The organism is Streptomyces sp. NPDC029041, assembly GCF_040637515.1.
Classification (GTDB): Bacteria; Actinomycetota; Actinomycetes; order Streptomycetales; family Streptomycetaceae; genus Streptomyces.
Genome location: NZ_JBEZWO010000016.1, coordinates 1 through 13,612, shown reverse-complemented (window position 1 = coordinate 13,612; position 13,612 = coordinate 1). Strand labels below are relative to the sequence as shown.

Here is a 13,612-nt window from a genome sequence, read left to right as displayed (position 1 = left end):
CTCCCCGTGGGGCTGGCCCCAGTGGAACACCGGCGACCCGGAAGGCGAGGACGTCCGCGCTGCGTTTGTCGGCCAGCTCTCCGTCGTCTACGTGCTCAACCGGCTCACCCGACGCCTGTCCGTCCTGGACATCATCTCCTTGGTGAATCAGCGGTACAGCTCTTGGGCGCGCCTCAGCGCGGGCAACAGGCGGAGCGCGTTGTCGCGGTTGATGCCGCGTCGTTGGCGGTCGGTGAAGACGGGGTCGGTCTCGATGGCCGGCACTGTGAAGTCGGTGATGATGTCTGCGGAGGCGGCCGGCCAGTCGGTGCCGAAGAGGATCCGGTCGGCGCCGGCGGTGGCCACCAGAGTGCCCGAGGGGGCCGACGGGCCCGCTGTGTCGTAGTAGAAGCGGTGGAGGTAGTCCCGTACACGGGCAGCGTCGAGGGGTGGAGTGCAGAAGCCGCCGAAGGCCTCCATGCGGGTGGCGATCTGAGGGAGGAATCCTCCGGCGTGCGGCAGGACGACTGACAGGTGCGGGTAGCGGTCGAGTGTCCTGGTACGGATCAGGTTCACAGCAGCACGCGTGGTGTCCAGCAGGAAATCGCACATGAAGTTCGGAATTCCGGGGACGGTGGGCACGCCGGGTGTTCCGCCCGGGAGGTCGAGCGGATGCGTGAAGAGGACCGCGGCGCGCTCGTCGAGTTCGGCAAGGAGCCGGTCGTACGAGGGATCACCGAGGTAGACACCGTTGTAGTTGGCTTTCACGCTGGCTCCGACGGCACCGAGCTCGTCGAAGGCGTGGCGGAGAGCCCACGTGGTCACTTCGGGATGGTCCAGGACAGCAGGAGCGAGGACGGCGAAACGGCCCGGGTATAGGGCCACCAGGTCGGCCATCGCCTCGAAGACGACGGCGAGACCTTCCCTGGCCTGCGCCGCGGTGCGGTACCGGTCCTGCATGGTCGGGTTGAGGACTGCCGTCGCGATTCCTACCCGGTCCATCAGCGTCAGGGTGGCGTCCAGATCCCAACGCGCCCACCACAGCAGCTCCTGCCGCTGCACCAGGCCCTCACGCTCCGCCCAGTCGACCCATGCCGGAGCGGTGAAATGGTGGTGGACGTCGATCCTTGCCCGGCCGGCGTCATCGCCGCTCCCCGAGCCCCGCGGCACCGCTTCCCCCCTGGCCAGGGCGCTGGACGCGCCCGTGGCAGCGACGGTGGTCGCCAACGCCCCGCCGGCGATGAGCAGACTGCGCCGGCGCATGGCCCGGGTCGATTCGGACATCCGCGTTCCCCATCCGTAGCGCCATCGGTTTGCCGCACCACGATGGGCCGTCGGCGGGCCCACGTTCACCACGGCGTGCCCTGTTCGAGGTCGGTTCGCTCAGACGGACGCGGTCCAGCCCACCGTCTGCCACGAAATCCCAGGCCAGGATCCCTTCAGGTCCGGCTCACGTACGAAGTCGTGGGCCGTCGCGTCCGACGGCCCACGTTCCGGGTGATCAGCAGCATGGCGGTCGCGGTGTTCATCGCCTTCCTGTTCGCCGGCACCATCCACCTGGATCAGCTGCGGCTGGAAGGACGGTGCCAGCTAGCCATCGCTCCCTCAGGCATGCCCCGACGCGGGGTGCGGCTGGTGCGCTGGACACCGCGTCAGACCCTGGCGGGACAGCACCACCGGCGCGCTGCACGCGCCAGGACCTCAGGCGACTGGACTCCCGCGCCGCGAGGGGGAGCTGTGCTGGAGCCAGCCTGCTAGCGCCGGTGTACCGGCAGCTGCGTAGGGCTTTACTGATCGTTTCAGAATGAGGTTCGCAGGCGGCGGAGGCGTATGAGGCTGAGGGCCAGTTCGAGCAGGCCCTGGTGGAGATCGGCGCGTTGTCAGAACAGCACGTACACGACGCCGGCGAGTGCTGCCCGGTCTCGAACAGGCAGCCGGCCGGGGTAGCGGCGGCGCCGTTCAGGAGCGGGCGGCAGCGGGGCCACTCGCTCCCACAAGTCGTCAGGAACAAGATCAGCACGCACTCCGGACACCCTGCCGACCATGATCGCGAAGCACAAGAGCCGCGACTCACCTCACTGAAGCGATCAGTGAGGTGAGTCGCGGCCCGTGGCACCCACCGCTGTTCGCGCCGCCGCCACGAATGCTGCGATCGCCGGGTGGGTGCCGCCGCCCGCGCGGAAGGCGACCTTCGAGCGGCGGAAGAGGGGCAGCCGGGTCAGAACCACGTTCTCGGGGGCGTGTGCGGTGGCCATCTCCGGTACGAATCCGGCGCCTTGCCCGATGGCGGCCAGTGCCAGGACCGTACGGAAATCGTTGACCTGATGGCGGATGCGGGGCTGGAAACCGGCCGCCTGACAGGCGCGTACAGCCATCGCGTGGCCGGTCGTGCCGTCCCGGGCCGTGATCCAGGGGGCCGTGGCCCACGGTCCGAGCAGCTCCACCAGCGTGTCACCGCGGGCGGCGGCACCTCCTGCCGGGGCGGTGTCGGTGGCGGCGCCCGTGGCCAGGTACATGGGCTCCTCCAGCAGGGGCACTTGGTCAACCGTGGTGTCTGGGGACGCGGGCACGAAGTCGTAGTCGTGGACGAGGGCCACGTCGAGTTCGCCGGCGCGTAGGCCGTCGGAAACCCGCGCCGAGTCGATCTCCTGCACCATCGGTTCCAGCGCGGGATGCCGCTGGGCCAGTTCGGCCAGCGTGGCGGGCACGATCGCGAGGCCGCCAGAGGGAAACGTCCCGATCCGCAGCGGCCCGCCGATGCCCTCGCGTGCCCCGGCCAGCTCGGAGACCGCCAGTTCGAGGCGTTCGAGGACGGCGTCGGCGTGGGTGACGAGCGTGCGGCCCGCGGGGGTGAGCACCACCCGTCTGCCACTTCGTTCCAGCAAGGGTACGCCGGCCTCGCGCTCAAGCACGCTCAGCTGCTGGGAGACGGCTGAGGCGGTGAAGGTCAGCGCCTCGGCGACGGCCGCGATGGTGCCGCGTCGGTCCAGTTCGCGCAGCAGGTAGAGGCGTCGGACATCGAGCATAAGGTGAGCTTACGTGTAAGCGAAGAAACATGAACTGGATCTGTTGGGTTTGGGTCGGTCAGGCTGGGCGCATGAAGCCCGAAGCGAACCTCACCGGCCTATTTGTCCCTTTGGTGACCCCGTTCACCGACGACCTACGCCTCGCCCCGGAGGCGCTCGCCCGCCTCGCCGACGAGGCACTGTCGGCCGGCGGCGCTCGGGGACTCGTTGCCTTGGGTACTACCGCGGAGGCGGCCACGCTGACCACCGAGGAGAAGCGGGCCGTGGTCCGCATCTGCTCGGCCGCCTGCCGGGCACACGGAGCTCCGCTGATCGTCGGCGTCGGCACCAACGACACCGCCGCCGCCATCACGACACTGCGGGAGCTCGCTCAAAGCCGTGACGTCGCCGCGGCGCTGGTTCCCACACCGCCCTACACCCGGCCCGGCGAGGCGGGAACGCTGGCGCACTTCACGGCACTCGCCGAACACGGGGGCCTGCCGCTGGTCGTCTACGACATCCCGTACCGCACCGCTCAGCCCCTCAGCACCAGCACGCTGAACGCCCTCAGGCACCTACCGCAGGTCGTCGGGGTCAAGTACTCAACCGGTGCGATCGACGCAGCCACGATGGAACTGCTCAGCTCGTCGACCCCGGGCTTCGCGGTGCTCGGCGGCGATGACGCCGTCATCTCGCCACTGCTCGCGGCGGGCGCCCGCGGTGCCATCCTGGCGTCCGCCAATGTCCGCACCGCTGACTACGCCGAGCTCATCGCCCTGTGGCAGCGCGACGCCACCGGACCGGCCCGCAGGCTGGGAACCGAGCTGGCCCGGCTGTCCGCCACGCTCTTCGCCGAGCCCAACCCGACCGTGATCAAGGGGGTGTTGCACGCCCAGGGCCGTATCCCCAGCCCGGCCGTCCGGCTGCCGCTGCTGGCCGCCTCATCCGATTCGGTCCGGCGAGCGGCGGACCTAGCCACCGCCAGGACCCACCAAACCGATGCGGAGACCGCGGCCTGACACGGGCCCGTGGCCCCCGGAGGAACCCGGTGGACTTCGATGCAAGCCGATGGGGCCCGCCCGCTCCCGCGCCGCCACACTCCCCACGTGGGCGATTTCCCAGGCGGCGGAGGCGGCGGGGCCGATCCACAACGTCGACATGTCAGCGACTGTGATGATGAGATTGCGACGATGCCCGAATGACTGATGAGATCCGGAAGACATACCTGCAGGCGGCCGAGAGAGCGGTGCACCTGCTGGCCACAGAGCAGGTAGCCCGATGCTGGGAGACCGAGTCCGTGCTCCCCGGGATGTCAGTGGGTGGGCTGGCTGGCCACCTTGCGCGTAGCGTCCTCCAGGTCGAGTGGTTCCTCGACGGTCAGGTAGTCGGTGCGGAGCCGGTGTCACCAGTTCGGTACTACGCGCGGCTCGCAGATACGTCGTTGCCGGACTCTGCGCTGAACGTCGGGGTGCGTGCCCGCAGCGAGGAAACTGCCGCAGCCGGTCCCGCTGTCGTCGCTGAGCAGGCCCGGGCAGCGTGGGTGCGGCTGTCGCAGCGGCTGGGCATGGAGTCGGCCGATCGGCGGGTGGCTGTCCTTCACCGGCCGGGAGAGGAGATGTTGCTCGACGGATACCTGCAGACCCGCTGTGTCGAGCTGGCGGTTCACCTCGATGACCTCGCGCTCAGCGTCGACGCGCCATGCCGAGTGCCTGATGCTGCGCTCGCCATCGCGGTGGATGTGCTCGTTGCCGCCGCCCGGGACCGGCACGGCGACCAAGCCGTGTTGCATGCGCTCGCCAGGCGTGAGCGTGACGTTTACCAGGCCCTGCGTGTGTTGTAGGTCTACCGCACTACAGGCGGACCATCCCCCAAGGCCAGGCAATCGGCGTTCTGCCGCCGGTGCCAAGGGGGCCCCTTCAGGTAGTCGCGCGAGCACCAAGTAGGTGACGGCCATGGCTCCCTCATAGCGGTCTGCAATCGGTGATCTTCTGAGCCTAGCTGGCGAACACGCCCTCAACGCTGCCCCAGCGGCCGTCCATCCGCGCGCCTCGATGCGACCCGGCGCGGGCGGGAGATTCGCGACAGGGGGCTCCGCCGGGGCCGTGCGGCCCGGTGCCGCGGCGGCTTCTGCGCGGGCGGACGGGTCGCGGTAGGGCCGCCCGAGGTGCGCGGCGAGGGGCGTGGGCGAGCCAGCCGACGACATCGGCCTGCGTACCCGCCGGCTCACCGCGTGAGTTCGTCCCGGGCGGCTTCGTCCCCGGTACGGGGCTCGGTGCGCTCCAGCGTGCCGAGCTCGCGCAGCGCCTGGAGCTCATCGGCCCGGGCAGCGACCCGGGCGGCTTCGCACAGTTCGGCCTCGCGGGCGGCGGCGGCCGCGGCTTCGGCCGCGAATGCGGCCCGGACGAAGCCGCCGGCGTCCGGGGCGTAGACGGTGCCCTTCGGCGCGGCGGCGAGCAGTTGGTCGATGCGCTCCCACTCCGCGAGCTCCGCCGGGCCGCCGATGTCGTCGGCCAAGTCCTTGTGCCGGGGCCCCTGCCGCGCGTCGAACCGGGCGTCCTCGAGGGCGGCCGCGCCGACGCCGGTGTCCATGCCCTTCGCCAGGCGCCGTATGACGCGGCGGCCGATCCGGGCAGGGGCGACCGGCTCGCGGGGCGCGGGGCCAGCTGACGGCGCACAGCGCGCCGGGGCGCTACAGCTGGAGTGTCCATCCCCCTTTGGGCAGTCGGCTCGTGGTTGCCCCTTGCGTGACCAGTGACGAGCCTCCATCATCAGGAATCCTGATACTTTAAACTTATAGCAATGGAGTCCCGTCATGTCATTCAGGCCCGGAATCCAGGCCAGAGGGGTTCAGCTGCTGCTCGGACGAATGATGAGCCGCGTGCACAAGGATCTGCGCTTCACCGACATCCCGAAGCGCACGGAATCCATCCGGGTGGAGACCGGCGCCGGACCGGTGACGTGCACCGTCTACCGCCCGTCGGCCGCCGCCGCAGTCCCTGCCCCCGTGTATGTCAACTTCCACGGCGGCGGGTTCGTGATCGCCCGCCCCCAGCAGGACGACCACATCTGCCGCTACATAGCCGCCACGGCCGGCTGCGTGGTGATCAACGTGGACTACGCCGTTGCCCCGCAGCGGCCGTACCCCGTGCCCGTCGCCCAGGCGTACGACGTCACCGCCTGGGCGGCCGAGAACGGCACCGCCAACAACTGGGACGGTTCACGGCTCGCCGTGGGCGGACACAGCGCCGGGGCCAACCTGACCGCCGCGGTCTGCCGCACCGCTCGGGACCGCGGCACCTTCACGCCCCGCCTCCACATCATCGACTCCGCACCACTCGACCAGCTCGCCGACCCGGCCACCAAGCAGTCACCCATCGCCAAGCCCCTGCTTACCCCTCAGCTCATGCGGATCTTCACCGCCGCCTACGTCCCTGATCCCGCCGACCTCACCCATCCGCTGGTGTCGCCCGGACTCGCCGACGACCTCGCCGGGCTGCCGCCCGCCCTGGTCATCACCGCGGAGAACGACCGCCTGCGCGACGAGGGTGATGCGTACGCCAAGGCCCTGGAAGCTGCCGGCGTTCCGGTCACCCACCGTTGCTTCGAGGGTGTCGACCACTACTTCACCCACACCGGCCCGGTACCGGCCGGAAAAGAAGCCATCGATCTGATGGCCACCACCCTGCGCACGGCACTCACCGCCTGAGCCCTGACAGGGACCGACAGCCCGCGAAGTGTCCGGCGTCAGGCTGATCACCCCGAACAGCGGCGCTCAGGGCGGTCAGAGAGCCCGGTTCTTCCGCGCCGGACATGTCGCGCAGGCGGCTGGCCGTCAGGACGCCGTGCTTCTCCAGCCATGCCGTCTGGGCTGACGCAGACGCCGCCAACACGGTGAGCGCCTCCATCAGGAGGCGACGGCGCGACGCGGGATCAGGACTCTCCATGTTCCGATCGTCCCACGGCTCCACAGAGCAGGAGCACAAGCCTGTTCGACCGACCCCGACGACCGACTCAGACGCGCGCTGGAGCTGCTGACCTGGCTCGACGAACAAGGCATCGCGCTGCCGGACCTCAAGCAGACCCACCTCGGACAGTGGCTGGTCAGCGGCCCTCCGAACCGCAGAGACGTCAGAGTTTTCGTCCTTTGGACTAACGAGCGCGGTCTCACCTCAAGCCTCGAAGTGCCGATCCGGTCCCCCGAAGACCCGGCAACCTTCATCGAGGACGACGACCGCGTCGAACAGCTCAGGCGCTGCGTCAACGACGCCACGCTCCCCCTCGACGTCCGGGTTATCGGCAGCCTTGTCCTGCTCATGGGACTACAGGTCACACGCATTCTTGAACTGACCATCGACGACGTCGTCGTTCAGGACTCGGCTGTCCAACTGAAACTTGATGGGGGCTTCCTGAAGCTGCCTCCCCGGCTGGCTCACCTAGTCCGGCAGCAGCTCCATCACGCCGAGGACGTCTGGGAATCCAACCGTGCTGCCAGCACAATTCCGTGGTTGTTCGCTGGGCTGAACCCGGCCCGCCCCATCCAGTCGCAGTACATCTACCTGAAGCTCAGGCGCCTCGGGCTGGGCGACCTTGCACGGCCGCAACACTGCCCGCCTTGCGCTGGCAGCCGACGTGCCTCAATCCTTGCGGCTCTCACCGGGACCAGCATCGACAACGCAATGGACTGGACGAACTTCGTCAAATGCGACTGGACCGGCTACATCAGCAGTCGCCGAAGCGACAGCTAAGAAGTCGGTGTCTCTCGTTCGTGATCACCGGCATCATGGTCGTCGGTAGGTTCATGCGCGACGACAAGGTGGCGTGCGTCCTCATCACAGACACCCGGATGCAGCGCATCCACCACCCCTACGACGGTGGCGCTGACGTCTTTCTCGCCACGTCCGAACGGGACCGGGTGCGCGATCAGCATGCCGACTGGCTTTCCCGTCACCCCTCGGGTCTCTGACCGGCTCGGATCTCCGCCCCGCTGAGAATCGTCTCCACTGCAAGTACCGGGTTGAGAGGCTCCACGAGCTCTTTGGTGGCGAGGGCCACGAGACGCGCGGGCGCATCACCGCCCAGCAATGCGCTCACATATTCGATGGCCTCCGCAGGCGAGAACATCGGCAGGCTCTGGCGCAGTGTCCGCACAGCGTGCACGCGTCCGCGCGCGGCGGCGACTTCGCACAGCGCATCGTGTAGATCGTCTACTGCGGTGCGCACCGGCTGCCCACGTATACGGGCTCGATAGTCGGCCTCCCACTCCCCGGTTACCGCGGAGACGACGCCGACCCGGTGCAGTCCACCGTCGACACGGTCGACCAGGTAAGGCCCGTTACCGGCCAGCATGAAATCCGGGTTCCGGGTGCGCACGAACTCCTCGGAGGTCCAGGAGACGATCCACACCAGCTCGTGCTCCTCGACGTCGGCCACAGCCATCCGCATCGCGTCCACACCCGCAGCCCGCCACTGCTGATAGTCGCGCTCCAGCTGGTCCTCGACAGCCTGAACGGCGGCCTCTCGCTCGATCACGCTTGCAGCTTCCCGCACCGACCCGTCTCTCGACCAGCGAATTTGCCCGCCCCAGGGGCATGTACGAGGGGTCTGACGGATGCTCTTAGCCAGGAACACGACAGCAACGGAACAGTGCTCTGCGCCAGTAGCCGGGGACGTTGTGTTCTGGAAGGTATGAGGAGAGGCGACGAGGGCAGGATTCGAACCTGCGTCCACCCGGGATCAGAGCCGGGCGCTCCTCCGCAGAGCTTCCTCGTCGCCACCGTGATCATTGCCTGGGCCGCTGTGCGGGTCAACTGATTTGCAGGGGCGGACACGCGCGGAGATTGCCGTCGGTCACGTCCACTCCTGGGCGGCAACACGTTTTCCCTTGCCGGAGAAGACTCCTGCCGAACGGAGAGCGCTGGCCATGAGCGGGTCGGCGACGGCGACGCCGTGTACCAGCTCGGGTGTCCGCCGGAAGGCGACGGCCTCAGCCGCTGGCCTGGGAGCCGTCCAGGCGCCGGCTATCGGGTCTACCCGATGCCGGGCGCAAGCTGCTTCGACGAGCGAACGTGGGCATTCCTTCTCACCCCGCAGTACCTCCCAGGGCAGAGGAAGGTCCGCCCAGACGTAGGTGTCCGGGTGCAGCCCGCCGCCGCTCATGCGGTGCCAGTACGCCACATCGGCCGCCATCAGGCGGGGCACCTTGCCAGGGCAAATCCGATCCAGGATCTCGTCCTGCCCCAGCTCGGTTAGCAGCGCGAACCAGTGGGCCCGGGCCGTATTCCATGCCTGTGCGGCCTGGTTCCACGTCGACGAGTCATCGCCACGGCGCACGATCATCGTTTCTCGTTCCAGCGGATGCCGGTTCCAGGCGTCCTCCAGTAGACCGGCGGTCTGGCGCAGGAAGCCGTTCCACCGAACCAGCAGCTGGGTGAGGTCCTGGTCGGACACATGGGCCAGCACTTCAGCTGTGGGGTGCACATGCGCGACCGCGTACCAGCAGGCCCGCTCGGGGCAATTCCTCAGGCGCTGGAACAGGGCCTCGGCGACCTCGTCGTAGACCTGACGCTGGCGACCGTTGGTGAAGACGCTGCGCATGTAGCCGCGCGCCGTGACGTAGGCGATGAAGGCCGCCGTGTCCGGGTCTGTGGCGAACAGCTCGTACGGCAGGACGTGGGCGAGGGCACCTTTGCCGGTGATGGCCACTTCGCGTCGGCGCTGCTCGTGGATGAGCCGGGCCAGTTTGGCTTCCATCCGGCGCAGTAGCCGGAAACGCTTGTTGTACTGGCGTTTGGAAATCTCCCCCAGGCCCGCCGTCGTGCGCTCGGTCCGGTTGAGGCGGTCCATGCCAAAGTCGTTCTGCCCGTACGAGCGGCCGATCTCCTCACCCGCTCGCCGGATCACCACCTCGATCTGTGCTGGATCATCCCCGGCGTCTTCCGGAAGGTCCGGCACGCTCACGAACAGCTGTGCCGCGCGGGCAAGTTGGCGCTGTGTGCCAACCGGACGGGCGAACTCCTCCCGCATGGAGGTATAGCCGTGCCAGAGGTTGCGCAGCGAGTGCTCAGCCGCTTTGGCAAGCGCCACCTCGGTCGCTGTATCGAGGTCAGCGCCCTGGGCGGCGTACAGATCCTGGATGAGCCGGGCCACATCTTCCGGACGCTTGCGCAGTGTGAGCGAGGCGTGCAGTTCACGGAGGAGCTGTTCGAATGTGGGCGACGGCATGAGGCTCACCTTGTCATCACCACGACCGGGTCTCCACTGCTTATCCGCACACCGCAGTCACAGAGTTGGTCTCGGCGTACCCCTCGATGGCCGCCCTTGAGCCCCGAACTGCCTCGCCGCTCTGCGTTGCTTGCGCCCAGGAATACGACAGCTCAGGAACAAGTGCGCTGCGCCAGTACCGCTGAAGACCCTCGGTTCCTGCCTTCTCCGAACTACCGGGGCGTCCCGTGGTCAGGTGACAGGACGATCAGTCCTGCGGGGAAGGGGCCGGTATGGGACCGGAGAACTGCTGTGAACGACACGGGTGTTAGCTTCCCTCCCGTGTTAAAACACCAGGACGAAACCAGGGCGGCCTACGACGGGGTCGTCGAACTGTATGCGTCGATGTTCGCTAATCGGTTGGAGACGCAGCCGTTCGCGCGGAACATGATCGGCACCTTCGCCGAGCTCGTGCGTGGCACGGGGAACCTGCGGGCAGCCGACGTCGGGTGCGGGCCCGGCCATTTGACCGCCATGCTGCACGACTTGGGGTTGGACGCCTTCGGGCTCGACCTCTCCCCGGCTATGGTCGCCCACGCCCGGCGGGCCCATCCGGCGCTGCGATTCGACGAAGCACGAATGGAGGCCCTGCCGGTCGAGGACGGCGCGCTCGGCGGAGTGCTGGCCCACTACTCGATGATCCATACCCCACCTGAAGAATTGCCCGCGCTGCTCGCTGAGCAGGTGCGTGTCTTGGCACCAGGGGGCCTGCTCCTGGCGTCCTTCTTCGGAACCGAGGGGCCGGAGCCTGTCCGCTTCGACCACAAGGTGGCGCCTGCCTATAGCTGGCCGGCGGAGCAATTTGCCGAGTTGCTGGCCGGGGCCGGACTCGTCACGGTGGCTCGGTTGCTCCACGACCCAGCGTCCGAGCGGGGCTTCCTCGACACCCACCTGCTGGCCCGCCGCCCGTAGAGCGTAGCCCGTGGCCGGGGGCGGGGTGGTGTAGATCATCCGCTTGGACGAAGCTCGTCCAAGCGCCGCGTTCTGTGGCGGTGTCCGCTGAGCACGCCGGATTGACAGCCGTTCAGTCACGCAGGCCCCGGCGGGGTGGCCGCCGCAGTGGTGCGAGCAACGATCTCCCGGAAGGTAGGAATTCCCAGGTCGACAGACTCCTGCTTCCGGGAGATCTGCGCGTCGAGTTGGGCTAGCTTCTCCTCGGCGCGGGGCAGGCTGCTCTGCAGCCCTTCGATCTCGCCGAGCCAGCCTTCCCTTTCGGCTTCCAAGATGCGCGTGAGGAGGTTGTCGCGGATTTCGACAAGCCGGGGACGTTCTGTCGCGTGGACGATCAGGGCGGGGCATCGGACGCAAGCGTGTTCGTGAGCACAGTCAGTTCCGTATGCGCGGCCGCAGTCGCCCAGGGCGAGCTTGCGGCGCTCAAAGTGTCCGAGGAACTCTCCCATTCCTCAGGGGTGACGGTGCGGTATTCGTCGGCAGGCCGCAGAGCCCGGCGCCGGGCGATGAACGCTCGGTGTGCCTCGATGGCATCAGTGGGGTAGATCGCGGCGTATCCCATCGTCGTTCCGATGTGGTCGTGACCAGCGATGACCTGGGCGATGTGAGGGGGCAGGCCCTTGAGGATGGAGTCCGTGATGAAGATCCGGCGGAAGTCGTGGGGCTGGAAGATGAGGGGGTCACCCGCGCTGTCCGTCAGACCTGAGGCCAACAAGGTGACGTCGAGTCCCCGACGGATCGTCGCTCGTGACAGCGGACGCAGGTAGCCGCCAGAGCGATCCTGGAACAGGAGAGGCATCGGCGGGTTCCAGACCCGTTCGTAGTGGTCGTAGCTACGGACAACGGGGACTCTCCCGTCCGAGCCTCTGACTCGAGAGACGACCGTGCTCAACACGTCCGTCAGCTCCGGCGTGACCAGGACAAGTCGCTCTTGGTCGGTCTTCGACGGGGCGATCTGCAAGAGCGGAACGGTCTGTCCGGTGGTGGGGAGCTTGTAGCTGACGATGCTGTGGTGCCCCAGCTCTAGGAGTTCCTCGATGCGGATGCCGGTGTGCCGCAAGATCTCGATGGCAGCCCACCCCCAGGAATGTGCTGCGTTCCTCACCCGCGAATGAGCGCCGGGTGCCCTTCGCGTCCCAGGCATGGATCGGGCGCCCGTCAGCGCATTTGCTGAAGCGCGGGACTCTGAAGGTCTCACCAAGCACGCTGAAATCCGAACCGAGCGGGGCAGCGTTGAGTGCATCGAGGCGCATGGTGGCCTCTTTCAGCAGTCTTCACCAGCGTGGGCAGGGCCGGCAGGCGCTCGCGAGTACGTTGGTCCATGCGGGCCTTGAGCTGCTTCTCAGCCTTTCTTCCCGAGCACTCGGCTTCGCTGATCGGGCAGGGCGCCACCCAGGCGGCCCACTGGCCGGGGTCCTCCACTGCCCACTCCGCCAGGTCCAGGTAGAAGGCTCTGACCTGGGTTTTAATCCTGATCGCACCTCGGCGTGGCTCTGTGAACTCCCGAAATGATCCATCGGGCAGACGCTTGCGGACGGTCTTCGTAGCCAGGCGGACCTTCCAGGCAGTGATCACCTCGGCAGGCAGCCGAAGAGAGTCGATGCCCGGATGATGCCGCTCCAGGTCGCCCCAGAACCGAAGCGCCAGCGAGATCGTGAGCGCCTGCAGCGTCGTGAAGTCGAGCCCTACGGACCGATGGGAGAGGTGGGCGACCAAGAGATCGCGGATCGGACGGCACTGCAGTTCGTAGCGGTCGACAAGGTCCGCCGGGGTGAGTTGCCCCGTACGGTTCGAGATCCGGAACAGCGTGTGCGGTGCGTCTGCTGGAAAGAGACCCAAGTCGCGTAGCCAGGTGTAGGCAAGCTGGATCCGTCCATTGCTGTTCCTCGGATTCTTGCTTTGCCAGAGCAGCAGGTCGCCGACGACGATGTCCTCGATGGCGCCGCCCCGGCAGGCCATGATCTCCGCAATGGTCTTCAGCCCGGACGAGATATTCGCAGCCGAGATGTTGGTCGGCAGTGAAGCCCTCAAGCGGGCGAACCCCTCGGGGTCGCGTGTGGTCTCCAGAGCCGGCCGAAGATGCCGCGATCTTGACCCGATGAGGAACTCCGGGTCGGGTCTGACGGCATCCGCGCAGAGCAGCGCCAGCACCCCGACGAGAAGCGTTTCACGGCGCGATACTCGCCCTTCCGGGCGGGCCCAGGCTGCGAAGGCATCCCTCCACCCCTGCGACGCAATGTGCTGGCCGTGGGCAGGGCTCCTCTGCCAGCGCTGTTGCCAGGTTTCTCCCGGAAAGCGCTCCGCAGTGAACGCGCGCTTGCTGCCCCCGATGCCCCACCTCATGCCACGCCCTCGCCGTCTGCGCCAGCAGATCCAGCGTCGGCACCAGCACCAGCACCCGCCCGCGGGGCACCAGC

General features: G+C 68.0%; 14 protein-coding genes, 1 tRNA gene and 1 pseudogene. 6 read left to right on the top strand and 10 right to left on the bottom strand.

The window, feature by feature from the left end:
* Positions 1-147: 147 nt before the first annotated feature.
* From AB0F04_RS32385 to AB0F04_RS32375, 3 genes and pseudogenes are all read right to left on the bottom strand, one after another.
* Positions 148-1,263 carry an amidohydrolase family protein gene (locus AB0F04_RS32385; RefSeq protein ID WP_362048155.1) on the bottom strand — a complete coding sequence of 372 codons (1,116 nt, stop codon included), beginning with the start codon at positions 1,261-1,263 and terminating at the stop codon, positions 148-150.
* 602 nt (positions 1,264-1,865) lie between these two features.
* A pseudogene (locus AB0F04_RS32380) lies at positions 1,866-2,003 on the bottom strand (IS5/IS1182 family transposase); the annotation flags it as partial.
* Positions 2,004-2,066: 63 nt separating this feature from the next.
* Positions 2,067-3,005, bottom strand: coding sequence for a LysR substrate-binding domain-containing protein (locus AB0F04_RS32375; protein WP_362048152.1), 939 nt, complete (start codon positions 3,003-3,005; stop codon positions 2,067-2,069).
* A gap of 71 nt (positions 3,006-3,076) precedes the next feature.
* On the opposite strand from AB0F04_RS32375, the gene dapA reads away from it, so the two are divergent.
* A complete protein-coding gene (gene dapA / locus AB0F04_RS32370; RefSeq protein WP_362048149.1) occupies positions 3,077-4,003 on the top strand; it encodes a 4-hydroxy-tetrahydrodipicolinate synthase in 927 nt (308 codons plus the stop codon).
* Between the two features lie 179 nt (positions 4,004-4,182).
* Positions 4,183-4,824, top strand: a complete 642-nt coding sequence (locus tag AB0F04_RS32365) for a maleylpyruvate isomerase N-terminal domain-containing protein (RefSeq protein ID WP_362048146.1) — start codon at positions 4,183-4,185, stop codon at positions 4,822-4,824.
* A 383-nt stretch (positions 4,825-5,207) separates the two neighbouring features.
* Here AB0F04_RS32365 and AB0F04_RS32360 read toward each other — a convergent pair whose 3' ends face one another.
* Positions 5,208-5,573: a hypothetical protein gene (locus AB0F04_RS32360; protein WP_362048144.1), complete on the bottom strand. Its 366-nt coding sequence runs from the start codon at positions 5,571-5,573 to the stop codon at positions 5,208-5,210.
* A 223-nt stretch (positions 5,574-5,796) separates the two neighbouring features.
* Here AB0F04_RS32360 and AB0F04_RS32355 point away from each other — a divergent pair, with 223 nt between their 5' ends.
* The 3 genes from AB0F04_RS32355 (at position 5,797) to AB0F04_RS32345 (ending at position 7,947) form a co-directional block, all read left to right on the top strand.
* Positions 5,797-6,690 carry an alpha/beta hydrolase gene (locus tag AB0F04_RS32355; protein ID WP_362048141.1) on the top strand — a complete coding sequence of 298 codons (894 nt, stop codon included), beginning with the start codon at positions 5,797-5,799 and terminating at the stop codon, positions 6,688-6,690.
* 475 nt (positions 6,691-7,165) lie between these two features.
* Entirely contained in the window at positions 7,166-7,729 is a 564-nt protein-coding gene (locus tag AB0F04_RS32350) for a hypothetical protein (RefSeq protein ID WP_362048139.1), read from the top strand.
* A gap of 20 nt (positions 7,730-7,749) precedes the next feature.
* The gene (locus tag AB0F04_RS32345; RefSeq protein ID WP_362048137.1) at positions 7,750-7,947 is read left to right on the top strand and encodes a hypothetical protein; all 198 of its coding nucleotides are present in this window, start codon (positions 7,750-7,752) and stop codon (positions 7,945-7,947) included.
* Here AB0F04_RS32345 and AB0F04_RS32340 read toward each other — a convergent pair.
* The 3 genes from AB0F04_RS32340 to AB0F04_RS32330 form a co-directional block, all read right to left on the bottom strand.
* Positions 7,929-8,513, bottom strand: a complete 585-nt coding sequence (locus tag AB0F04_RS32340; protein ID WP_362048134.1) for a YrhB domain-containing protein — start codon at positions 8,511-8,513, stop codon at positions 7,929-7,931. The genes AB0F04_RS32345 and AB0F04_RS32340 overlap by 19 nt on opposite strands.
* A gap of 167 nt (positions 8,514-8,680) precedes the next feature.
* Positions 8,681-8,753, bottom strand: a tRNA-Gln gene (locus tag AB0F04_RS32335).
* Positions 8,754-8,831: 78 nt separating this feature from the next.
* Entirely contained in the window at positions 8,832-10,205 is a 1,374-nt protein-coding gene (locus AB0F04_RS32330; protein ID WP_362048131.1) for a hypothetical protein, read from the bottom strand.
* A gap of 321 nt (positions 10,206-10,526) precedes the next feature.
* Here AB0F04_RS32330 and AB0F04_RS32325 point away from each other — a divergent pair, with 321 nt between their 5' ends.
* Entirely contained in the window at positions 10,527-11,156 is a 630-nt protein-coding gene (locus AB0F04_RS32325; protein WP_055607563.1) for a class I SAM-dependent methyltransferase, read from the top strand.
* 116 nt (positions 11,157-11,272) lie between these two features.
* On the opposite strand, the gene AB0F04_RS32320 is transcribed toward AB0F04_RS32325, so the two are convergent.
* The 3 genes from AB0F04_RS32320 to AB0F04_RS32310 form a co-directional block, all read right to left on the bottom strand.
* A complete protein-coding gene (locus tag AB0F04_RS32320) occupies positions 11,273-11,467 on the bottom strand; it encodes a hypothetical protein (protein ID WP_362048128.1) in 195 nt (64 codons plus the stop codon).
* A 62-nt stretch (positions 11,468-11,529) separates the two neighbouring features.
* Positions 11,530-12,255, bottom strand: a complete 726-nt coding sequence (locus AB0F04_RS32315) for a site-specific integrase (protein WP_362048125.1) — start codon at positions 12,253-12,255, stop codon at positions 11,530-11,532.
* A gap of 134 nt (positions 12,256-12,389) precedes the next feature.
* Positions 12,390-13,538 (bottom strand): hypothetical protein, encoded by a 1,149-nt coding sequence (locus AB0F04_RS32310; protein WP_362048122.1) that lies wholly within the window; start codon positions 13,536-13,538, stop codon positions 12,390-12,392.
* Positions 13,539-13,612 lie beyond the last annotated feature (74 nt).

What these genes read in the sequence shown, in the direction of transcription:
- AB0F04_RS32385 (WP_362048155.1), bottom strand. Translation starts at nt 1,263, where the DNA reads ATGTCCGAATCGACCCGGGCCATGCGCCGGCGCAGTCTGCTCATCGCC.
- AB0F04_RS32375 (WP_362048152.1), bottom strand. Translation starts at nt 3,005, where the DNA reads ATGCTCGATGTCCGACGCCTCTACCTGCTGCGCGAACTGGACCGACGC.
- dapA (WP_362048149.1), top strand. Translation starts at nt 3,077, where the DNA reads ATGAAGCCCGAAGCGAACCTCACCGGCCTATTTGTCCCTTTGGTGACC.
- AB0F04_RS32365 (WP_362048146.1), top strand. Translation starts at nt 4,183, where the DNA reads ATGACTGATGAGATCCGGAAGACATACCTGCAGGCGGCCGAGAGAGCG.
- AB0F04_RS32360 (WP_362048144.1), bottom strand. Translation starts at nt 5,573, where the DNA reads ATGGACACCGGCGTCGGCGCGGCCGCCCTCGAGGACGCCCGGTTCGAC.
- AB0F04_RS32355 (WP_362048141.1), top strand. Translation starts at nt 5,797, where the DNA reads ATGTCATTCAGGCCCGGAATCCAGGCCAGAGGGGTTCAGCTGCTGCTC.
- AB0F04_RS32330 (WP_362048131.1), bottom strand. Translation starts at nt 10,205, where the DNA reads ATGCCGTCGCCCACATTCGAACAGCTCCTCCGTGAACTGCACGCCTCG.
- AB0F04_RS32310 (WP_362048122.1), bottom strand. Translation starts at nt 13,538, where the DNA reads ATGAGGTGGGGCATCGGGGGCAGCAAGCGCGCGTTCACTGCGGAGCGC.